At 26.7% G+C, this 21,782-nt stretch carries 21 protein-coding genes and 1 pseudogene; 15 read left to right on the top strand and 7 right to left on the bottom strand.

The genetic code is table 11. The features are described from left to right. Positions 1-57 precede the first annotated feature (57 nt). The 15 genes and pseudogenes from J5A73_RS04460 to J5A73_RS04525 all read left to right on the top strand — a co-directional run bounded on the left by J5A73_RS04460 (position 58) and on the right by J5A73_RS04525 (position 17,218). Positions 58-768, top strand: a complete 711-nt coding sequence (locus J5A73_RS04460; RefSeq protein ID WP_211617003.1) for a ScpA family protein — start codon at positions 58-60, stop codon at positions 766-768. Between the two features lie 82 nt (positions 769-850). Continuing rightward, positions 851-2,353, top strand: coding sequence for a murein biosynthesis integral membrane protein MurJ (gene murJ / locus J5A73_RS04465; RefSeq protein WP_211617005.1), 1,503 nt, complete (start codon positions 851-853; stop codon positions 2,351-2,353). A 4-nt stretch (positions 2,354-2,357) separates the two neighbouring features. Beyond that, the gene (locus J5A73_RS04470) at positions 2,358-2,726 is read left to right on the top strand and encodes a helicase (protein ID WP_211617007.1); all 369 of its coding nucleotides are present in this window, start codon (positions 2,358-2,360) and stop codon (positions 2,724-2,726) included. A 117-nt stretch (positions 2,727-2,843) separates the two neighbouring features. Next, positions 2,844-3,225 (top strand): annotated as a pseudogene (mscL, locus tag J5A73_RS04475) (large conductance mechanosensitive channel protein MscL). Positions 3,226-3,401: 176 nt separating this feature from the next. Further along, a complete protein-coding gene (lepA, locus tag J5A73_RS04480; protein WP_211617009.1) occupies positions 3,402-5,198 on the top strand; it encodes a translation elongation factor 4 in 1,797 nt (598 codons plus the stop codon). Positions 5,199-5,374: 176 nt separating this feature from the next. Beyond that, positions 5,375-6,004 carry a 3'-5' exonuclease gene (locus tag J5A73_RS04485; protein ID WP_211617011.1) on the top strand — a complete coding sequence of 210 codons (630 nt, stop codon included), beginning with the start codon at positions 5,375-5,377 and terminating at the stop codon, positions 6,002-6,004. Between the two features lie 75 nt (positions 6,005-6,079). Beyond that, positions 6,080-9,178, top strand: a complete 3,099-nt coding sequence (locus J5A73_RS04490) for a DUF3427 domain-containing protein (RefSeq protein ID WP_211617013.1) — start codon at positions 6,080-6,082, stop codon at positions 9,176-9,178. 264 nt (positions 9,179-9,442) lie between these two features. Next, positions 9,443-10,555: a site-specific integrase gene (locus J5A73_RS04495; RefSeq protein WP_211617015.1), complete on the top strand. Its 1,113-nt coding sequence runs from the start codon at positions 9,443-9,445 to the stop codon at positions 10,553-10,555. A 587-nt stretch (positions 10,556-11,142) separates the two neighbouring features. Then, complete coding sequence (gene pckA / locus J5A73_RS04500; protein ID WP_211617017.1) at positions 11,143-12,738, top strand: phosphoenolpyruvate carboxykinase (ATP); 1,596 nt, start codon at positions 11,143-11,145, stop codon at positions 12,736-12,738. A gap of 170 nt (positions 12,739-12,908) precedes the next feature. After that, positions 12,909-14,348: an oxaloacetate decarboxylase subunit alpha gene (locus tag J5A73_RS04505; RefSeq protein ID WP_211617019.1), complete on the top strand. Its 1,440-nt coding sequence runs from the start codon at positions 12,909-12,911 to the stop codon at positions 14,346-14,348. A 56-nt stretch (positions 14,349-14,404) separates the two neighbouring features. Further along, a complete protein-coding gene (locus J5A73_RS04510) occupies positions 14,405-14,773 on the top strand; it encodes an OadG family protein (protein ID WP_211617021.1) in 369 nt (122 codons plus the stop codon). A 25-nt stretch (positions 14,774-14,798) separates the two neighbouring features. Beyond that, positions 14,799-14,975: a hypothetical protein gene (locus J5A73_RS10430; protein ID WP_249069406.1), complete on the top strand. Its 177-nt coding sequence runs from the start codon at positions 14,799-14,801 to the stop codon at positions 14,973-14,975. Between the two features lie 17 nt (positions 14,976-14,992). After that, a complete protein-coding gene (locus tag J5A73_RS10435; protein WP_249069408.1) occupies positions 14,993-15,187 on the top strand; it encodes a biotin/lipoyl-containing protein in 195 nt (64 codons plus the stop codon). A 115-nt stretch (positions 15,188-15,302) separates the two neighbouring features. Beyond that, positions 15,303-16,421 (top strand): sodium ion-translocating decarboxylase subunit beta, encoded by a 1,119-nt coding sequence (locus J5A73_RS04520; protein WP_211617023.1) that lies wholly within the window; start codon positions 15,303-15,305, stop codon positions 16,419-16,421. A 41-nt stretch (positions 16,422-16,462) separates the two neighbouring features. Continuing rightward, positions 16,463-17,218, top strand: coding sequence for a biotin--[acetyl-CoA-carboxylase] ligase (locus J5A73_RS04525; protein ID WP_211617025.1), 756 nt, complete (start codon positions 16,463-16,465; stop codon positions 17,216-17,218). Positions 17,219-17,261: 43 nt separating this feature from the next. Here the strand turns inward: J5A73_RS04525 and hisIE are convergent, their stop codons facing one another. The 7 genes from hisIE to hisH form a co-directional block, all read right to left on the bottom strand. Next, positions 17,262-17,918 carry a bifunctional phosphoribosyl-AMP cyclohydrolase/phosphoribosyl-ATP diphosphatase HisIE gene (gene hisIE / locus J5A73_RS04530; RefSeq protein WP_211617027.1) on the bottom strand — a complete coding sequence of 219 codons (657 nt, stop codon included), beginning with the start codon at positions 17,916-17,918 and terminating at the stop codon, positions 17,262-17,264. Between the two features lie 28 nt (positions 17,919-17,946). Then, on the bottom strand, positions 17,947-18,315 hold the full coding sequence (locus J5A73_RS04535) for a DUF86 domain-containing protein (protein ID WP_211617029.1): 369 nt from the start codon (positions 18,313-18,315) through the stop codon (positions 17,947-17,949). Further along, positions 18,308-18,628, bottom strand: coding sequence for a nucleotidyltransferase family protein (locus tag J5A73_RS04540; protein WP_218974997.1), 321 nt, complete (start codon positions 18,626-18,628; stop codon positions 18,308-18,310). Before J5A73_RS04540 ends, J5A73_RS04535 begins: the two co-directional genes overlap by 8 nt. A gap of 48 nt (positions 18,629-18,676) precedes the next feature. After that, positions 18,677-19,432 carry an imidazole glycerol phosphate synthase subunit HisF gene (gene hisF, locus J5A73_RS04545; RefSeq protein WP_211617031.1) on the bottom strand — a complete coding sequence of 252 codons (756 nt, stop codon included), beginning with the start codon at positions 19,430-19,432 and terminating at the stop codon, positions 18,677-18,679. A gap of 150 nt (positions 19,433-19,582) precedes the next feature. Then, positions 19,583-20,299: a 1-(5-phosphoribosyl)-5-[(5-phosphoribosylamino)methylideneamino]imidazole-4-carboxamide isomerase gene (gene hisA, locus J5A73_RS04550; RefSeq protein ID WP_211617033.1), complete on the bottom strand. Its 717-nt coding sequence runs from the start codon at positions 20,297-20,299 to the stop codon at positions 19,583-19,585. A gap of 17 nt (positions 20,300-20,316) precedes the next feature. Then, positions 20,317-21,009: a hypothetical protein gene (locus J5A73_RS04555; RefSeq protein WP_211617035.1), complete on the bottom strand. Its 693-nt coding sequence runs from the start codon at positions 21,007-21,009 to the stop codon at positions 20,317-20,319. A 27-nt stretch (positions 21,010-21,036) separates the two neighbouring features. Beyond that, the gene (hisH, locus tag J5A73_RS04560; RefSeq protein WP_211617037.1) at positions 21,037-21,672 is read right to left on the bottom strand and encodes an imidazole glycerol phosphate synthase subunit HisH; all 636 of its coding nucleotides are present in this window, start codon (positions 21,670-21,672) and stop codon (positions 21,037-21,039) included. Positions 21,673-21,782 lie beyond the last annotated feature (110 nt).

Consider the following 21,782-nt stretch of genomic DNA (forward strand, 5'->3'; position numbering starts at 1 on the left):
AAAAAAGAGAAAAGAAAATAATATAGAATAAATATAAATAAAGGAAATAAAAAATTTATGATTAAAGATACGATTAATGTAAAAATTAATAATTTTGAAGGACCTTTAGATCTTCTCATTCACTTGATTGAAAAAAAGAAAATGGATATTCACAAAATTAATATTTCTCAAATAATTGATGATTATTTAGAATATATTCACAGCCAAAAGGAAAAAAATTTGCGAATAAAAGTGGAATTTCTTGTGATGGCTACAGATTTAGTGGAAATAAAGGCTTATTCGGTTTTGAATGAAAATAAAAAAACTGAAAAAGTTGAAAATTTAGAAAAAAAGATTTTGGAATACAAGTTGTTTAAAGAAATTTCTCAGTTATTTGCAGAAAAAGAGAACGAATACAATGTTAGTCATTTGAGAATGGGAAACCAGAATTTTGGAGAAAAAACTGTGGAATATGATATTTCCAGCCTAACTTTAGAAAATTTGATTGCAAGTTTTAAAAACATTTTGAATTCAAAAAATGTGAAAAAAAATATTCAAGAAAACATAAAATTAAATTTGGAAGAAGAGTATACGACAAAGGAGGCCCATTTCGAAATTACAGAAAGTATTAAAAATGAAAAAAAAGTACTGTTTAGTCATTTACTAAAAAATAAATTTTCTAAGATACGGATTGTGACGATGTTTTTATGTATTTTAGATATGTTTAAAAATGGCGAAATTGATATAATTATCGATCAAAATAGTTTTTTTGTAACAAAAATTATGTAAAAATTTTTATAAATTATAAATAAAAGGATTATGCGTTATCCATAAAAATGCAAATTTATATTTTATTAAAAAAGGAAATTAAATGTTTAAATCTAGTTTTATAGTAATGATAATAAATATGTTAAGCCGAATTTTAGGACTTATAAGAGAAATGATTATCGGAAGTGTTTTTGGAGCGACTGGAATGACAGATGCCTATGTCAGCGCTACAAAAATTCCAAACTTTTTTACGACATTATTTGGGGAAGGATCGCTTGGAACGGTATTTATTCCAATTTATAACCGTGGAATGGCAGAAGAGGGAAAAGAGAGAACAGATGACTTTGTATTTTCACTTTTAAACTTAATAGTTGCATTTACATCGACACTTTCTGTAATTATGATATTCTTTTCTAAACAAATTTTAAAAGTGACAACAGGTTTTAACGATCCAAAAAGATTTGATGCAGCGAATAACTTATTGAAAATCGTAGCTTTTTATTTTTTATTTATTGCACTATCTGGAGTCGTATCGTCACTATTAAATAATTACAAAAAATTCGCAGTTTCAGCGTCGATGGGAATTGTATTTAACTTGACAATCATAGTTGGAACTTTAATGCTAAAAAATAAAATGGGAATTTATGGACTTGGTGTAGCTTATTTGCTTTCAGGAGTTTTTCAGTTAGTGATAATGCTTCCACAATTTTTTCAAATTATGAAAAAATATAAATTTATTTTAAACTTAAAAGATGAATATGTAAAAGAAATGTTTGTTTTAATGGTTCCAACATTAGTCGGAATTTTTGGCTATCAAATAAATGAAATTGTTGACAACAGGTTTGCAACTTCACTTCCAGCTGGAACAGCAAGTGCATTAAATTATGCAAGTAGATTATACTTGCTTCCAATAGGAGTTTTTGCAATTTCACTAGCAGTTGTAATTTTCCCGACATTGTCAAAAGCTGTTGTAAAAAATGATAACAGAACAGTGAGAAGAGTTGTTCATCAAGGATTATATATGCTATCTTTTCTAATCGTTCCATCAAGTGTAATTTTATTTGGATATGCAAAAGAGATAGTAAGATTAGTTTACGAAAGAGGAAAATTTAATGCGGCAGCTGTAAAAGTTACTTCAGAAACATTACAGTTTTATGCTTTGGGACTTCTATTTTTCTCAACAATACATCTTCTTACAAGAAGCCATTATGTGTACAAAGATAGAAAGACACCTGTTATTTCATCTTTTACTGCAATATTTATAAACATAGTTTTAGATTCACTTTTGTATAAGCAATATAGACATGTTGGTTTGACATTCGCAACTTCATTTTCTGCAATGGTAAACTTTATAATTTTATATATTTCGCTAAACAAAAAATATGTAAAATTAAGAAACTTAAAATACATTGCAATTTTAGGAGTGACATTTGTAACTTCGATGATTTCTTATTGGGGTTCAAGCGTGATAAAATTTCAGAATAAATATGGAATTGTTGTTAATTTAACTATATTTGCAATAATATATTTGATTATTTGGTTTGTTTTAATATATACTTTTAGAAAAGATTTGATAAGAAAATTTTTGAGAAGAAGAAAATGGTAAAATTATGATAAAAGAAAAATTGAGATACACAAAAACGGGAAAAAGAATAGAAAGTTACGAATTTGACGCAAAACTTCATCAAAAAGTTGTGATGGACAAGTTTCAATTTGAAAATCACATTTTGGTAAAACATCCAGAAATAACGCTGGAGATAATAAAAAAAGTGCTTGAAAATCCTGATATTGTGACAAAGCAGTCGAAATCTAAAAAAGAGCATTTTTATCAAAAAAAAATAAACAATCTTAATTATTTCGTTGTAATTTCCCAAAATCCGAGCATAAGAAAATTAAGATTTGTCGTAACAGCTTTTATGGCAAAAGATACAAATTTTTTAAAAGAAAAAAATAAATATATAAGATACAAAACTAAATAAATAAAAATTTGCAATTTTTTTTAAAATTGGTTATAATAAAAAAGTATCAGATATAAAATTGTAATAAATATAAAAAATAAAACAAAAAAAGAAAGTAAAGAAAGCGAGGAAAGTAATTTGTTTAAAGAATTTAAAGAATTTATTTCAAAAGGAAATGTGCTAGACTTGGCAGTCGGTGTGATTGTGGGAGGAGCCTTTGGTAAAATTGTAACTTCATTAGTAGATGACATAATTATGCCGATTATTGGACTTATTATAGGAGGAATTGACTTTTCAGGGTTAAGTCTTAAAATAGGGGATGCAACTGTAAAATATGGAATGTTCATTCAAAATATCGTAAACTTTTTAATCATTGCATTTTCAATATTTTTAGTAGTAAAAGCGGTAAACAAAATGAGAAGAATTAAACCAGAAAAAGAAGAAGCACCAGCAGAGCCACAAAAAAACTAATGAAGAAATTTTATTAACTGAAATAAGAGATTTATTAAAAAATAAATAATTTAAATAATTATCATCTTATAAGTGAAATCAATTGGAGTCAATATTATTTGGCTCCTTTTTATTATTGTACTTAAAATTTACAAATACACGGTTGTTTTTAAAAAACAAGTATGATAAAATAATACAAAGAAAGCAAAAAAAATATATTAGATAAAAGATTTAATTGGAGGTAAAATGTTAAATCAAAAAAACAAAAGAAATTTTTCTATAATTGCACATATTGATCACGGAAAATCAACAATTGCAGATAGATTACTAGAATTTACTGGAACGGTGACAAAAAGAGAAATGGTTGATCAATTATTAGACAGCATGGATTTAGAGCGTGAAAAAGGAATTACAATAAAGGCCCAAGCTGTTACACTTAATTATGTTGCCAAAGATGGCGAAACTTATGAATTAAATTTAATCGACACTCCTGGACATGTGGATTTTATTTACGAAGTTTCTCGTTCACTTGCAGCTTGTGACGGAGCACTTTTAGTAGTTGATGCAGCTCAAGGAATAGAAGCGCAAACTTTAGCAAATGTATACTTAGCTTTAGAAAATGACTTGGAAATTCTTCCTGTAATAAACAAAATCGATTTGCCGTCAGCTGACCCTGATAAAGTTAAAATGGAAATAGAAGATGTGATAGGACTTCCAGCTGATGAAGCAGTTTTGGTTTCTGGAAAAACGGGAATTGGAATTGAAGATTTGCTTGAAGCTATAGTTAAATATATTCCTGCGCCAAAAGGTGATGTAAAAGCTCCTTTAAAAGCGTTGATATTTGATTCTCATTATGATGATTTCAGAGGAGTTATCACATATATTAGAATTGTTGACGGAAAAATTTCTAAAGGTGACAGAATTAAGATTATGTCAACTGGCAAAGAATTCGATGTACTTGAAGTCGGAGTTTTCTCGCCAAAGATGAAAGAAACTAAAGAGTTGACAGTTGGTTCAGTTGGATATATCATTACTGGAATCAAATCAATCAAAGATACGCAAGTCGGAGATACAATCACTCATGTTCAAAATCCGACAGATTCGGCACTTGAAGGGTATAGACCTGCACTAAGCATGGTTTTTGCTGGAATTTATCCAGTTTCAACAGATGACTATGAAGATTTAAGAGAGGCACTGGAAAAATTGCAGTTGAATGATGCTTCATTATCTTATGCTCCAGAAACTTCACTTGCGTTAGGATTTGGATTCAGATGTGGATTTTTAGGTCTGCTTCATATGGAAATCGTTGTAGAAAGACTTCGTCGAGAATTTAACATCGACTTAATTTCTACAGCTCCGTCAGTTAAATATCATGTGACATTGGAACAGCAGCAAATGCAAGTTATAGATAATCCAGCAGAATTTCCAGAAGGGAAAAAATATATTGAAGAGCCTTATGTAAAGGGTACAATTATTGTTCCAAAAGATTATGTTGGAAATGTGATGGAACTTTGTCAGGAAAAAAGAGGAACATTTATCAATATGAATTATCTTGATGAAACGAGAACTATGATCAGTTATGACTTGCCACTTGCAGAAATTGTAATTGATTTTTACGACAAGTTAAAATCTCGAACAAAAGGTTATGCTTCTTTTGAATATGAAATGATTGGCTACAAAGAATCAGATTTAGTAAAAGTTGATATTTTAGTCAGTGGAAATCCTGTAGACGCCTTTTCATTCATTGCACATAAGGATAACGCTTATTACAGAGGTCGTGCAATTGTTGAAAAATTAAAAGATGTAATTCCAAGACAGCAATTTGAAATACCGCTTCAAGCTGCACTTGGAACAAAAATAATTGCAAGAGAAACAATAAAGGCACTTCGTAAAAATGTCCTTGCAAAATGTTACGGTGGAGATATTACTCGTAAGAAAAAATTATTAGAAAAACAAAAAGAAGGTAAAAAGCGAATGAAAGCGATTGGAAATGTTGAAATTCCGCAAGAAGCATTCTTATCAGTTTTAAAATTAAATGACTAATTTTGAATAAAAAAAAATAAATAGAATAATAAATTTAAAGAAAAATTTTTAAAATAGATAAAACAATATATAACATGGAATAAATATAATAAAAAAATTATATAGATAAAATAGATAAAGAATTAAAATATAAAATAAAAGAAAGAGAAAGAGAAAGAGAAAGAAAGAGATAAAAAGTGAACAATAACAAAAATAATAATAAAGATTTAAATAAAAACATAATATTTTTTGATGTAGAAACAAATGGATTTAAAGGGAGTTCAGTCTTATCTATGTCAGCGATAAAAGTAAATTATGATTTTGAAAAAAGTGAATGGTCAAAAGTTTCGGAATTTAATAGATTTTATTTCAGGGAAGAAGATGAAGAAATGAATGAAGGTGCAATTAATGTAAATGGATTGACCGATGAAGTAATTGCTTTTGAGAGAAAAAAATTGAAAGACAAAATAGGAGAGTATCCTTTAACTTTTAAAAGCGATATGGACAATTTTTTTATGTTTTGTCAAGATACTGATCATTTTGTTGCTCATAATATAAGTTTTGACAGAAGTTTTGTTGATTTTTCGCTAAAAAATCAGTTTGATACAATGAAAGAAAATATTGACATTTTAAAAATTGAAAATAATTGTGGAAATTACAAATGGCCAAAACTTATTGAATGTGCTAAATATTATAAAGTTCCGTTTGAAGAAAATCAATTTCATGGAAGTTATTACGATGTTTTAATTATGTTTAGAATTTTTTATAAAATGACTAAAAATGAAATTGCAAAAAATCGAATATTTAATTTTTTGGAAAAAGATTAATTAATAATAATTTAGATAAAAAAACAAATAAATAATAATTTTAAATTAAAATTGAAGAAGAGAGATTATTTTAAAATGAGTATACTTTTGCGAAAAAAAGATGATTTTAAAAATGAAGATTATAAAAAAAATAAAAATAAAAAATGCGAAGTAATTTTGGAAATAAAAAGTTATGAAGAAAATTTAAAGTTTGAGTTAATTGAATATTTTTCTAAAGAAATTTCGGAATTGATAAAAAATAATGGTTATCATGATGCTATAAATTTTGTTCAAGATAAATTGAATACTCATTTTGAAATTCCATTAAAACAAAAAGAAAAAGATGTAACAGGAAATTTAAATGAACTTATTTTAAATGAAAAGACAAAATTTAAAAATTTTTTTATATATTTAAAAAACGAATTATTAAACTGCAAAAAGTTTTATTTTATTGTGAGTTTTATAAGATATTCAGGTCTTCAAATACTTTTAAGCGTGTTGGACGAACTTGAGAAAAAAGAAATAAAAGGTGAAATTATAACTTCTGTTTATTTAAATATAACAGATTCAAAATCACTAAGAAAACTTCTTAGTTATAAAAATATAAAAGTAAAAATTTATAATAATTCCAGCGAGAGTTTTCACACAAAAGCATATTTATTTGAAAAAAATAAATACCATACTTGTATAATAGGTTCTTCAAATATAAGTCAAAGTGCTTTATATTCTGCAGAAGAATGGAATGTTAAATTGACAGAAAGCAGTTTTTTTCAAATTTATAAAAAATCAATTTCACAGTTTAAAAATCTTTGGAACAGTGATAAAGCTATTGAACTCAGCGAAGATTTTATTTTTGAGTATGAAAATTATAAAAATAATTTGAAACTTCAAAAAACTTTTGATTATATAAAAATAAAAAATAATAAAAATTATTTTGAGCCTAATACTATGCAAAAAGAGCTTTTGGAAAAGTTAGAAAATACTAGAAAGTTAGGAAATAAAAAAGGACTTGTGGTTGCTGCAACTGGAACGGGGAAAACATATCTTGCAGCTATGGATATAAAAAATTTTTTTGAAAAGAAGGAAAAAAAGTTTTTGTTTTTGGCACATAGAGAAGAACTTTTGGAAAATGCGATTTTAGTCTGTAAAAAGATTATGAAAATTACAGAAAATAAAATTGGAAGAGTTTTTGGTGGAAAAAAAGAAATTGAGAAAAAAATTGTTTTTGCAACTGTGCAATCACTTCAAAATAATTATCTTGAATTTTCTAAAAATTACTTTGATTATATCGTAATTGATGAATTTCATCATTCGAGTGCCAAAAGTTACACAAAAATTATAAACTATTTTAATCCAAAATTTCTTCTGGGCCTTACTGCGACACCTGAAAGAATGGACGGAAAAGATATTTTAGAACTTTGTGATTATAATTTAGTTGGCGAAATGGGTTTGAAACGAGCAATGGAACAGGATTTAATTGCACCTTTTCACTATTTTGGAATCAATGACGAAACATTTGATTATGAGAAAATTCCTTACAAAAATGGAAAATATCAGGAAGACATTTTGGTTAAAAATTTGTCGAATAATAAAAGAGTTGATTATATAATTGAAAAAATAAAAAAAATTGGTTTTGATGGGAAAAATATGAGTTGTATTGCTTTTTGTGAAAATATTAATCATGCTAATTTTATGAATGAAAATTTTAATAAAAATGGATATATTTCAGAAATTTTAACTTCAAGAACTTCAAAATTTGAAAGAGAAAAAATCTTAAAAAATTTTAAAAATAAAAAAATTGAAATTTTATGTGTCGTTGATATTTTAAATGAAGGAATTGATATTCCAAACATAAATTTACTTTTATTTTTAAGACCAACTTTTTCGTCCACAATTTTTACTCAGCAAATTGGTCGTGGACTGAGAAAATGTGAAAATAAAGATTTTGTAACGATTATAGATTTTATTGGAAATCACAAAAAAGATTATATCATTGCAAAATTTTTTTATGAAGAAATGTTAAACAATAAAAATATTTTGTATAGCAAAAAAGAAAAATTGATAAAGGAAATAAAAGCTAATTTTGAAAATGTTCCGATGGCATCATATGTTGAATTGGACAGAATTTGTCAAAAGAGAATAATTGATAAAATAGAAAAAATTAATTTTAGTTCTAAAATGATGTTAAAAGAAGCATATGATAACTTTAAAAATGAAATTGGAAAAAAAGATGAAGAAATTTTGGAAATTTTAGATTTCAATAAAAATATTGAACTATTTATCGAGTTAAGTTCAAAATATGGTTCTTTTTACACAGCGCAAAAAAACTTGGAAAGTAATTCAATTGATGAATTAAATTTTTTGAATATCGAATTTTTATCATATTTAGAAAAAAAATTAACTTTGGTTGAGCCGTTTACTTATTTAATTATGGATTTATTTTTAGATAAAAAAATTAAAAATATTACGGAAAATGATATTTTGAAAAAGTATAAAAATTATTTTAATATTTTGGAATTTAAAAATACTTATTTAATAAATCGAATTTTAAAAGAGTTGGTAGAAGATGAGATTTTAGATTTTGAATCAAATTCTGAATTTAAAAACAAAAAAATTTATAAAATTTCTAAAAAGTATAAAGATAATTTTTTTGAAGACAAAAATTTTTTAAAAAGATTAAGACAACTTGTGATTTTAGGTTTATCAGAATTTAAAAATAACAATATTAGTCAATTCAATGAAAATATATTGATAAACTATAAAGAATATAAACGAATTGAGCTGCAAATTTTGCTGGACTCAAAAGTTCCAAAAGGAAGCTGGAGAGCAGGTTATGCCAATACAGATAAAGATATTTGCCTTTTTGCAACAATTGATAAAACTCATATTTTGCAGGAAAATTTAAAATACGACAATTCTCTTTTTGCAGACGACATAATTCAGTGGATAAGCCAGCCTAAAACTGCTCATACTTCAAGTGTAGGAAAGATGTTTATAAATCATAAAAATTTGGGATATAATGTGCATATATTTATAAGAAAATTTGCCTTTATGGATGGCAATAAAACTAATCCATTTATTTATTTGGGAAAAGCTGATTATTATAAAAGTTCTGGAGATAAGCCAATGAGGATTTTGTGGAAATTAGAAAAGAAAATACCACAGGAATTGATATATGAATTGTATAATTTATAATTATATAGGTTAAGAGTTTTGTGTAAACTCAAAATATTATTAGTACAGGATGGTATTTTTATCGTCCTATTTTTAAAACAAATTTCTAATATTCAAAAAATAAATTTACAATCTATATTTTAAAAATGTTTTAAAAAAATTTTTACAATTCAAATTAAGGATACTACACAAAATCAAAAAAATGAGATAAATTTTTCGATTATTTTATATAGAGATAAAAATATGGTATAATTATTTAAGATAAAAAAATAAGGAGATTAAAAAATGCCAGTTTACTATAATGCAGATAAAAAGACATGGTATGCTATGTTTTATGCTAAAGATTACAAGGGTGTAAATAAAAAGTACAAAAAGACTGGGTTTAAGAAGAAAAAGGAAGCTCAGGAATATGAATATGAGTTTAAGAAAAAAATTGCTAAATCTGTAAATATGTCATTTCAATCGTTGTATGAACTTTATTTTGAGGATTATAGCAAAAGACATAAACCTACAGCTATCAATACTGTAGAAAATTTTTTTAGGTTACATATATTGCCTTTTTTTAGCGATGTTGAGATTAGTAAGATTAATTCCTATATGATTCGGGAATGGCAAAATGAGATGCTGGAAAAGAAAAGTGAAAACGGAAAGCCATTTAGCGAAAATTCTAAAGCTAATATTTATGCAGCTTTAAAAAGTTTGTTTAATTGGGCTGCAAAATATCAAGGATTGAATGAAAATCCTTGTAAAAATTTAGGGGCATTTGGAAGTAAAAAAAATCGATCTGAAATGAAAATCTGGTCAGTAGATGATTTTAATAAATTTATAAATTTTCTTGAATCAAAAAATAAAGAAAAAAATGGTAAATATTCTGACGCAATTATTATATTTAAAGTCTTGTTTTGGACTGGATTACGAATTGGAGAAGTTTTGGCGCTTACATTTGATGACATTAATTTGGAAGAAAAATTTATAGATGTAAATAAAACTATTTCTCGAATAAATAAAAAAGAATATGTAACCACTCCAAAAACTTTGGGATCAATAAGAAAAGTTCTTCTTTCTGAAATTCTTATTTCAGATTTAAAATCATATTTTTCTAAATTTGAGTTAGAATTAACAAAAAAAAATTTAAAATCTCAAAGAATCTTTAATTTAAAAAAATCTCAATTACGATATATTTTGGAAAAGTATAGTATTCAAGCTGATGTTGAAAAAATAAGACTTCACGATTTTAGACATTCCCACGCTTCATATTTGTTATTTATCCAAGCCGACATTACAGCGATCAGCAAACGCCTAGGACACGACAATCTGCAAACTACTATAAATACTTATTCTCATTTATATAAAGATGCCAATAAGCAGCTTATGAAAAAGTTAAATAATAATAGTTGAATTATTGACATTTAAGTGTTATACTATAAGTATAAAAGAATATAAAATTAATATTAATATTGAAATTTTATACAGAAAAAATATTTTAAAAAAACTAAAAAATAGAACTTTTATAGAACTTTTGAGTTTTTAAAATGTTGATATAACTCTTATTTTATGGTATATGTTATGAATAATTCTATTTATGTTTGACATAAATATAATTATTCTGTTTATAAAAATTAGTGATACTTTTATAAAAATCTTTCACTAATTTTTTTATTTTATAAAAATTTTGACCTTCATATATCAATTTTAAAATAGATTTTTTTACATCGTCGATACTTATGTTGAAATTTTTATTTTTCGTTATTATAAGGCTTTATTTTTGAAATTTTAAATTTTTTTATATTTTTTTCGATTAATTTTATAAAATTAAAAAAACAAAAAAATAAAAATTAAATTTTATTTAATATTGAATGTTGACTTTTTGAAAAAATGTGTGATAATATTATTGTTAGAGAAAATTAAGATGGATATATAAAATTATTAAATTATGATTATCTTGTGATTTTCCCAAAACAGTAAGAAAGTTTGGAGGAAATATTATGAAAAAGTTGACAAAAGATTTAGAAAAACTGGGAATAGTAAATGTAGCAAAAATTTACAGAAATTTAACACCTGCTGAACTTGTTGAACGTGCATTAGAAAGAAAGGAAGGAACTTTATCAGAAACTGGGGCTTTGGTTGTACAAACTGGAAAATATACAGGGCGTTCGCCTAAAGATAAATATATAGTTGATACTTTGCAAATTCACGATAAAATCGCTTGGGGTGATGTGAATAAACCAATTGAAAAGCAAAAATTTGAATCTATTTACAATAAATTAATTGCTTATTTACAAAATAGAGAAATATTTGTGTTTGACGGAATGGCTGGGGCCGATCCAACTTGTAGAAAAAAGTTTAGAATCATAAATGAACGTGCAAGTCAAAATTTATTTATTCATCAATTATTAATTCGACCAACCGAAGAAGAATTAAACGATTATGGACATGCTGACTTTACAATAATTGCTGCTCCTGGATTTAAGTGTAATGCTAAAATTGACGGGATAAATTCATCAGCCGCGATAATTATTGATTACGAAGCAAAAGTCGGGATTATTTGTGGAACAGAATATTCGGGAGAAATAAAGAAAAGTGTATTTTCAATAATGAACTTTATAATGCCTGAAATTGATGTTCTACCTATGCACTGCTCTGCCAATATGGATCCTAGAACGGGGGAAACTGCAATATTTTTTGGACTTTCAGGAACTGGTAAAACTACACTTTCTGCAGATCCAAATCGTAGATTGATTGGTGACGATGAACATGGATGGTCAGATCATAGTATTTTTAACTTCGAAGGTGGATGTTATGCAAAATGTATAAATCTTGATCAAAAACATGAACCTGATATTTTTAATGCGATAAAGTTCGGAAGTTTGGTAGAAAATGTTGTAATGAATCCTAAAACTCGTGAATTTGATTTTTACGATAAAAGTTTAACTGAAAATACAAGAGTTGGTTATCCTATTAGTCATATAAATAATGCACAAATTCCTGGAATTGGTGGAATTCCTAATGTTATAATATTTTTGACAGCGGATGCTTTTGGAGTTTTACCACCTATTTCAAGACTTTCAAGAGATGCTGCTATTTACCACTTTGTGACAGGATTTACTTCTAAATTAGCAGGAACTGAACGAGGAATTACAGAACCACAGCCAACATTTTCAACTTGTTTTGGTGAACCATTTATGCCGCTTGATCCACTGGTTTATGCTGAAATGTTGGGGAAAAAGATAGAATTGCATAATACAAAAGTATTTTTAATAAATACAGGATGGTCTGGAGGTCCTTATGGTGTTGGAAATCGTATGAACTTAAAATATACAAGAGCTATGGTTACTGCAGCACTAAATGGAGAATTGGATGAAGTAGAATATCGACACGATGATATTTTTAATGTAGAAATTCCTCAATATTGTCCAAATGTTCCAAATGAATTATTAAATCCAATAGATACTTGGGCTAATAAAGAAGCATACAATGCTGCTGCAAAAAAATTAGCAAAAATGTTTAGAGAGAATTTTGAAAAAAAATACCCAAATATGCCAGAACACATTGTAAATGCCGGTCCTGTATCTTTTAAATAGGTAAAAAAAGACAGTTAGTAATATTTAAACTACTTTGATTAATTTTTATGTTTAGATATTACATAACTGTCTGTTTTACACTTTTGTGTTTATTTTAGTTTGTTAATGATTAGATAACAATAAAATGTAATAATAAATAATGACAAAGATAAAAATGAGGATGATTTTTTATGGGAAAAGTAAAAATAACAGAAACTTCTCTAAGAGATGGACATCAATCACTTATGGCAACGAGAATGACGACCGCTGAAATGATTCCAATTATAAAAACTATGGATAAAGTTGGATATTATGCGATGGAAGTTTGGGGAGGAGCTACTTATGATGCAGAAATTAGGTTTTTGAATGAAGATCCTTGGGAAAGACTGCGAGAAATTAGAAAAAGAGTTAAAAATACTAAGTTGCAAATGCTTTTAAGAGGGCAAAATTTACTTGGTTACAGGCATTATGCTGATGATATTGTTGAAAAATTTGTGGAACTTTCTATAAAAAATGGTATTGATATTATTAGGACTTTTGATGCGTTAAATGATATACGAAATGTTAAAAAAGTTGTTGAAAGTACAAAAAAATATGGAGGACACAGTCAACTTGCAATTTGCTACACAATAAGTCCCGTTCATACGATTGAATATTATAAAAAACTTGCGTTTGAAATGCAAAATATGGGTGCAGATTCTATTGCAATAAAAGATATGTCAGGAATTTTATTGCCAAATGTAGCTTACAAACTTGTCAGCGAATTAAAAAGTATTTTAAATATACCACTTGAATTGCACACTCACTCAACTGCTGGAATGGCGGGAATGAGTGTTTTAAAAGCTATTGAAGCTGGAGTTGATATTATTGACACTGCTATTTCACCTTTTGGTGGCGGAACTTCTCAACCACCTACAGAATCAATTGTAAGAGCTTTACAAGGGACAGAATATGACACAGGATTAAATCTTGAACTTTTAAAAGAAGTCGAAGAATATTTTAAACCTATTAGAAAAAAATATATTGATAACGGAATTTTAAATCCTAAAGCATTAGAAATAGAACCTAATATTGTGGAATATCAGCTACCCGGTGGAATGCTCTCAAATTTATTATTTCAATTAAAAGCACAAAATGCTCAAGATAAATATGAAGATGTACTTAGAGAAATTCCAAAAGTTCGTAAAGATTTGGGGTATCCGCCATTGGTTACTCCTATGAGTCAAATGGTTGGAACCCAAGCTGTTTTTAATGTTTTGACTGGAAATAGATATAAAATTATTCCGAAAGAAATAAAAGATTATGTAAAGGGAATGTATGGAAAATCTCCTGTGCCGATTTCTGATGAAATAAAAAAAATTATAATTGGAGATGAAAAAATATTTACTGGAAGACCTGCCGATTTAATAAAAGATGAATATGATTTGATGAAAAAAGAAATTGGAAATTTGGCAAAATCGGATGAAGATATATTGACTTACGCTTGTTTTCCACAAATTGCAAAAGATTATCTGAAAAAAAAATATTTTGAGAAAATGGGAACTAAAGAAAAAACAAAAATCAAAGAAAAAGAAAGAGAAAGAAAAAAAAATGAAGAAACAAAAATTTATAATATTAATGTAATTTTTTAAAAATAATATTTTATAAAAATTTTGAATTTATTTTAGTTTGAAAGGAATAATTCATGATGAAAAGCATTTTATTTGGAAATTCAGTTGTGTCATTTAAAGATGCAATTTATATTACTATCGTAAGCATGGCAATTGTTTTTTTCATATTATTATTAATTTCATTTGTATTGTCATTTTTTAAATATTTTTCTAGTAAAAATGATGAAAATAATATACAAATTAATAAAAAACTAAATAAACATAATGAAATTTTAGAAAATTTGGATGAATTTGATAAAAAGAAAAATGAAAAATATAAAAAATTTAATATGGAAAAAATAAAAGATGAAACTATGTTAGCAGCTTTGATGGCGGCTCTTATTGACGCATCTGAAGATAATGAAAATTGTTATATTAAAGTTAGAAATATAAAGGAAATTAAATAATTTACAATAAAAGGGGTAAACAAATATGATTAAACTATATAAAATCAAAATTGGAGAAAAAATTTATGAAGTTGAAGTTGAATCTGTTACTGAAAAAGAAGGATCTATCTTAACTTCAGATGATTTTAATAATAAACAAAAGAAGAACAGAGAAAAAAAGAAAATAACTTATCTAATAATAATTATGACAAAAATAATATAGAATTTATAAAAGCTCCTATGCAAGGACTTATTGTCGATGTAAAAGTTAAAGTTGGTCAAAAAGTGAAAAGTGGAGATGAAGTTGTTATTTTAGAAGCTATGAAAATGGAAAATCCTATTGTTTCGCCTAATGACGGAACCATTAGTGAAATTAAAGTATCTAAAGGAAATAGTGTAAACTCTGATGATATATTAGTAATATTGTCAAAATAAAATTTTATAAATTATATTTTATTAATAATTACAAAAATAATTTAATTTATGAAAAAATCTTTTAGATAAAAATAAAAAGATAAAAAAAGTAAGAATAAGAAAGGGATGTTTTAATATGGAACTACTAAAAATTCTTTACGGAACAACAGGATTATCTATGATAACTATAAAGCAAATTATTATGATAATAATTGCTTTAATATTATTATATTTGGCAATAAAAAAACAATACGAACCTTACTTGCTTCTTCCAATCTCTTTTGGAATGTTACTTATAAATTTACCATCTGTTGCAAATGAAGGACTTATGGAAAAAGGTGGACTTTTGTATTATTTGTATCAAGGGGTAAAACTTGGAATTTATCCCCCATTAATATTTTTAGCAATAGGAGCAAGTACTGATTTTGGGCCTCTTATTGCCAATCCTAAAAGTTTACTGTTAGGTGCTGCTGCGCAATTTGGAATTTTTGTTGCATTTATTGGAGCAATTTTACTTGGATTAACTGGAAAAGAAGCCGCTTCAATTGGAATTATTGGCGGAGCTGATGGACCAACTGCTATTTATTTGACAACCAAACTTGCACCACATTTATTGGGATCAATTGCTATTGCAGCCTATTCTTATATGGCTTTAGTTCCAGTTATTCAACCACCAATTATAAAACTACTTACAACAAAAAAAGAAAGAATGGTTGAAATGACTCAACTTAGATTTGTAAGCCAAAAAGAAAAAATAATTTTTCCAATTGCAGTCACAATTATCGTAATTCTTTTAGTTCCATCATCGGCTCCATTAATCGGAATGTTAATGTTAGGAAATCTTATAAAAGAAGTTGGAATCGTTTCAAATTTAGTTGAACATGTGAGAGGAGCATTGTTATATTGTATTACAATAGTTTTGGGAATGACAGTCGGAGCAACTGCTAATGCACAAAACTTTTTAAGTCTAACAACAATAAAAATTATTATTTTAGGATTAATTGCGTTTTCCTTTGGAACAGTTGGAGGCGTGTTATTTGGAAAAATAATGTACAAATTTTCAAAAGGAAAGGTAAATCCAATGATTGGTGCAGCTGGAGTTTCAGCAGTTCCTATGGCAGCAAGAGTCGTTCAAAAAATAGGTCAAAAAGAAAATCCACGAAATTTTTTGCTAATGCATGCAATGGGACCAAATATCGCTGGAGTAATTGGTTCAGCTGTTGCTGCAGGAGTTCTTTTGATTATATTTAAATAATTTTATATAAATAAAAAAATAGAAAAGGAGACAAAGATAATATGAAAGAAAATAAAGAAAATGTAAAAATATATAAATTTGATGTAATTGATTCAACAAATGATTATTTGAGAAGAGATCATAATAACCACGAGGAATTTGACGTTATTTCTGCAGAGATTCAAACGCACAGTAAAGCTCGTAGAAACAACGATTGGGTTTCACTTGAAGGAATGGCTACATTTAGTTTCTTTTTAAATGAAAAAAAAGAAATAAAAATGGAAGATTATTTGAAACTCCCACTACTTGCTGGACTTGCCGTAATAAATGGATTGAAAAAAGTTGAAAACTTAGATTATAAATTTAAATGGACAAATGATGTTTATTTAGAAAACAAAAAATTATGTGGAATTTTAATGGAAAAAGCAGACGATATCTATATTGTAGGAATTGGTTTAAATGTAAATAATATTTTGCCAAAATTTTTGGAAAATAAGGCTATTTCGTTGACTCAAATAAAAAATAAAGAATATGAAATTGACGAGATTATAACAAATATTGTTTATGAGTTTAAATTATTATTTAAACATTTAGAAAATGGATTTTGGAAAGAAATTTTAAGCCAAATTAACGAAATAAATTATTTAAAAAATAAAAATATTGAATTAAAGTTTGGAAATGAAATTATTTCAGGAATTGCACAAGATATTAACAAAGATGGAGAAATTGAAATTTCAATTCCTCAAAATGAAAAACAAAAAAGTGTAATTAAAAGTTTTTCAGTTGGAGAAGTTTTTGAAAAAATTAAGATATTTTAAAAAATTTAACAAGGGGATTTATGCTCCCCTTGTTATTAATTTATTATTTAGATTCTCCACCCATTTTTTCCTGTTTAACTTTATGATCAACAACATGTCTTTTAGCCAGTTCATCTTTCACATCTTGAATAGTAAGCCCTTGCTCAATCATTAAAACCAAAGTGTGATAATATAAATCTGCAATTTCATATCTCAATTCATCATTATCATTATTTTTAGCCCCAATTATAACTTCCGTACATTCTTCTCCAACTTTTTTCAAAATTTTATCAAGCCCTTTTTCAAATAAATAAGTCGTGTAAGATTTTTCATTTGGATTAATTTTTCTATCTTTTATCAATTCATAAAGTTTTTCAGGCGTAAAACTGCTATAATCTTCTGCTTCAAACAATGAGTTAAAAAAGCAACTTTCAGCACCAGTATGGCAAGCAGGCCCATCTTTTTTTACTTCCACAAGCAAAGCATCCGCATCACAATCATATTTTACCGAAACAACATGCTGATAATTCCCTGAAGTTTCCCCTTTTAACCAAAGTTCTTGTCTACTTCTGCTAAAAAAACAAGTTTTCTTATCTCTTAAAGTTATTTCAAGACTTTCTTTATTCATATATGCAAGTGTCAGTACTTCTTTTGTATAATAATCCTGTATTATTGCAGGAACAAGTCCTTTTTCATCAAATTTTATTTGCTCTATATTCATTTTTACCTCTTTTCTAAAATTATTTATTTTAATATTTTAATTTTTCTCTCAATAAGTAAATATATTTTAATAAATCTTCCATTTCAAAAACAGAAACTTCGTAAATCATTTCTAAGCTAGTTCCCCAATATTCATGAATTAATCTATTTCTCATTCCTTTTATATTTTCCCAATAAGAATGATCTGAGAATATATCTGTTAAAATATTTTTGTCTAACTTTTGAATTTGTGAAATAGCTTCTCCAATTTTTTCTAATTGTCTTTCAATATACCCGATTGTTTTTCTATCATTAACAAACTCTTCAAAAGAAACTTTAGAAATTTCTTCTTGTATAACATCAATACATTCTTCAATGTCATAAGAAAACTGAAGTATATTTCTCTTTCTTTTACACATAAATTACACTCCGTAAAATTTCTTCTTTTATTTCATCTTTATATTTCTGAACTTTTGGATTTTTAAATTTATACTCAAACATACTTTCATCAACTAAATCCACTTTTTTTTGAAAAATTTCTTCAAGTCTTTTGTGTAAATTACAAAAATTTTGATACATTCCCTTTTTAAATTCCATCTTTACAAGAATATCGATATCACTATTAGCAGTATCACTATTTTTAGAAAAACTACCAAAAAGTCCTAATTTTAAAATTGAATATTTCTTTTTATTAATTTCTTTTAATTTTTTTAAAATTTCTTCTTTTTTCATAATAATTTCCTCTTAGTTCATTTTCAAAATTTTTCTTATTAAAAAATATCAAATTCTCATATCAACACCATTACTCTTCAAATACTTTTTTAACTCCATAATTTCCACTTCCTTAAAATGAAAAATCGAAGCTGCAAGTCCCGCATCAATTCCTGGAATTTTAAATAATTCTCTAAAATGCTCCATATTTCCAGCTCCACCTGATGCAACTATTGGAATTGACAATTTTTTTGATAAAATTTCAAGTAATTCTAAGTCAAATCCATTTTTAACTCCGTCTGTGTCAATACTGTTTACAACAACTTCTCCAGCACCATTTTCCTGACCATTTACAAACCATTCTATCGCATCAATTCCAGTATTTTCTCTTCCACCTTTTGTAAAAACTTTGAATTTCCCATCAACTCGTTTTACATCAACTGACAAAACTACACATTGATCTCCATATTTTTTCGCAGCCTCTTCAATTAATTTTGGATTTCTTATTGCCCCAGAATTGACACTCACTTTATCAGCTCCAGCTTTTAAAACTCTATCAAAATCTTCCAGCGTATTTATTCCACCGCCAACAGTAAGCGGAATAAATATTTGACTTGCCACTTCTTTCAAAATATCTGTAAACAATCCTCTTTCCTCAACCGAAGCCGTAATATCATAAAAAACAAGTTCATCAGCCCCAGATTTATTATAAAATTTAGCAAGTTCAACTGGACTATCAACTTCTTTTATACCAGTAAAATTAACTCCTTTTACAACTTTTCCATTTCTCACATCCAAACAGGGAATAATTCTCTTTGCAAGCATTTTTTTATACCAACTTTCTTTTAATAGATGTTGTTCAATAACTTAATATTTTTCTATAATAAGGGGCCTTTCCCCTTTGCTAAATTTTTTTAGTTATCAAACAGATTTACAATATTTAGATTTTTAATTTTATATAAAATTTTTAAAATATTATTTACTGATATTAAGTACTTCTTTCAAATCAAGATTTCCTGAATAAATCGCCTTTCCCACAATTGCTCCATAAATATGATTTTTGTTAAGCTCTTTAATTTCATCCAAAAAAGTGATTCCACCTGAAGCAATAATATCTGAATTAACTACTTTCGACAATTTTCTATAAATTTCAAGATTTGTTCCGCTTAACATTCCATCTTTTGAAATATCAGTATAAATTATTGTTTTCACACCTATATTCGATAATTTTTTGCAAAATTCAACCGAGTTCAATTCTACAGTTTCAGTCCATCCTTTAACCGCAACTTTTTCATCTTTCGCATCTACAGAAACTGCAATTTTATCGCCGTATTTTTTTACCATTTCCTTCAAAAATTTTTCATTTTCAACGGCAATCGTTCCTAAAATAACACGGTTTACTCCCAATTCAATATATTTTTTTATTCTTTCTTCATCACGGATTCCACCACCAACTTGAACAAAAAAATCACTTTTTTCAACCAATTCTTTTATGACCTCATAATTTTTTGTATTCCCATCTTTTGCCCCATCCAAATCCACAATATGAAGATTTTTTGAATTATTTTTATTAAAAAAGTCCAAAACTTCAACAGGATTTTTAAAAAATACTTCCACTTGGTTATAATCCCCTTGTTTCAATCTAACTGCCTGTCCGTTATGTAAATCTATCGCTGGAAAAATTTCTATCATTGTTATTTTCTCCTTTTTTAGTTTTTTTCAAATTTTTTTAATTCCTCATCAGTTAAATAATCTTTTAATATCTCAACTTGTTTTTTTGACATCATATTATATATTGTTTTTTTATCATTATCATCGTACCATTTTACTAGTGCTTCTGAAAATTTAGGTTCTTTAAAATTTATCACAAATGGACAATAACCTTTTGATACTAAAAGTCCATTCATCATAAGTTGACCTGCTCTTTTATTTCCATTACCAAAAAATTGAGTTTTTGCTAAATCCATAAATAAATTTATTTCATCATAGTTTTCGTTACTATTATATTTTTCACTTATATTGAAAAATATATCATCAAATTCATTAGGATTACTTCCACGATGTTTAGCTCCTGCAATTTTTATAGGCCATATTCTAAAATCTCCTATGTTATCAAAGTTATCATTTGAAGCAACATATCTATTAATCATTTTCAAAGTCTGCTTATCAAAGAAAAAATCATCTTTTCTTAATAAATCCATTACATAATCCACTCCATTTTGAATACATTTAACAACTAAAACATCTTTTGGTCTAACATTACTAACTGGAATATTATTTATTGTTGCTGAAGTTTGAGCAAAAGTCATAGTTGAACCTTCACCTTCAGCTAATTTATGAATAAAATTTTCATATTCTAGTCCCAAAATATTCAAAGCTCTATTTTTACTTATTTTATACATAAAATTTACCTCTTTCTTAAAATTAAATTATTTCACCAATTCACCCCAATTTTTCAATAATTTCAATCCAGTATCTCCAGATTTTTCAGGATGAAACTGCATTCCATAAACATTTTTATTTTTTACAATTCCAGGAATTTTTGTTCCATATTCTGAATACGCAACAATATTTTTCATATCCGTTTTTGCAAAATATGAATGTACATAATACACATATTCTTCATTTTCAACATTCACATTTTTCAAAATTTTATCATTTCTAAATTCATCATTTATTTTCAAGTTGTTCCATCCCATATGAGGTATTTTCAAATCAGAATTTTTTGGAATATGTTTTTTTATTTCCTCAACACTTCCATTTATAAGTCCAAGTCCTTCAAATTCACCGTATTCATAACTTTTCTCAAAAAGCATTTGCATTCCAAGACAAATTCCTAAAAAAGGCTTCCCATTCTTCGCTTCATCTACCAAAATATCTTTTAATCCATATTTTTCAAGATTAGAAACAGCATCTCTAAAAGCCCCCACTCCTGGCAAAATTATCCCTTTCGCACTTTTAATCTCTTCAATATTATTAGTCAGTTTTGTATCAAGTCCAACATAATTTAATGAAGATAGCAAAGAAAAAAGATTACCCACTCCATAATCAATAACTGCGATCATAGTTTAAACTTCCTTTCTTTATACTTTTATTTTATTTTTTTGATAAATTTAAATCTTTTTACTTACTTAAATTATATCAAAAAAAATATATTGTTGCAATTAAGAAAAAT

Source organism: Leptotrichia sp. oral taxon 218, from assembly GCF_018128225.1.
In the GTDB taxonomy this organism is placed as follows: domain Bacteria; phylum Fusobacteriota; class Fusobacteriia; order Fusobacteriales; family Leptotrichiaceae; genus Leptotrichia.

Bases quoted from the DNA above. Each gene is read 5' to 3' on its own strand.
- J5A73_RS04460 (WP_211617003.1), top strand. From the start codon at position 58: ATGATTAAAGATACGATTAATGTAAAAATTAATAATTTTGAAGGACCT.
- murJ (WP_211617005.1), top strand. From the start codon at position 851: ATGTTTAAATCTAGTTTTATAGTAATGATAATAAATATGTTAAGCCGA.
- J5A73_RS04470 (WP_211617007.1), top strand. From the start codon at position 2,358: ATGATAAAAGAAAAATTGAGATACACAAAAACGGGAAAAAGAATAGAA.
- lepA (WP_211617009.1), top strand. From the start codon at position 3,402: ATGTTAAATCAAAAAAACAAAAGAAATTTTTCTATAATTGCACATATT.
- J5A73_RS04490 (WP_211617013.1), top strand. From the start codon at position 6,080: ATGAGTATACTTTTGCGAAAAAAAGATGATTTTAAAAATGAAGATTAT.
- J5A73_RS04495 (WP_211617015.1), top strand. From the start codon at position 9,443: ATGCCAGTTTACTATAATGCAGATAAAAAGACATGGTATGCTATGTTT.
- pckA (WP_211617017.1), top strand. From the start codon at position 11,143: ATGAAAAAGTTGACAAAAGATTTAGAAAAACTGGGAATAGTAAATGTA.
- J5A73_RS04505 (WP_211617019.1), top strand. From the start codon at position 12,909: ATGGGAAAAGTAAAAATAACAGAAACTTCTCTAAGAGATGGACATCAA.
- J5A73_RS04510 (WP_211617021.1), top strand. From the start codon at position 14,405: ATGAAAAGCATTTTATTTGGAAATTCAGTTGTGTCATTTAAAGATGCA.
- J5A73_RS10430 (WP_249069406.1), top strand. From the start codon at position 14,799: ATGATTAAACTATATAAAATCAAAATTGGAGAAAAAATTTATGAAGTT.
- J5A73_RS10435 (WP_249069408.1), top strand. From the start codon at position 14,993: ATGCAAGGACTTATTGTCGATGTAAAAGTTAAAGTTGGTCAAAAAGTG.
- J5A73_RS04520 (WP_211617023.1), top strand. From the start codon at position 15,303: ATGGAACTACTAAAAATTCTTTACGGAACAACAGGATTATCTATGATA.
- J5A73_RS04525 (WP_211617025.1), top strand. From the start codon at position 16,463: ATGAAAGAAAATAAAGAAAATGTAAAAATATATAAATTTGATGTAATT.
- hisIE (WP_211617027.1), bottom strand. From the start codon at position 17,918: ATGAATATAGAGCAAATAAAATTTGATGAAAAAGGACTTGTTCCTGCA.
- J5A73_RS04535 (WP_211617029.1), bottom strand. From the start codon at position 18,315: ATGTGTAAAAGAAAGAGAAATATACTTCAGTTTTCTTATGACATTGAA.
- J5A73_RS04540 (WP_218974997.1), bottom strand. From the start codon at position 18,628: ATGAAAAAAGAAGAAATTTTAAAAAAATTAAAAGAAATTAATAAAAAG.
- hisF (WP_211617031.1), bottom strand. From the start codon at position 19,432: ATGCTTGCAAAGAGAATTATTCCCTGTTTGGATGTGAGAAATGGAAAA.
- hisA (WP_211617033.1), bottom strand. From the start codon at position 20,299: ATGATAGAAATTTTTCCAGCGATAGATTTACATAACGGACAGGCAGTT.
- J5A73_RS04555 (WP_211617035.1), bottom strand. From the start codon at position 21,009: ATGTATAAAATAAGTAAAAATAGAGCTTTGAATATTTTGGGACTAGAA.
- hisH (WP_211617037.1), bottom strand. From the start codon at position 21,672: ATGATCGCAGTTATTGATTATGGAGTGGGTAATCTTTTTTCTTTGCTA.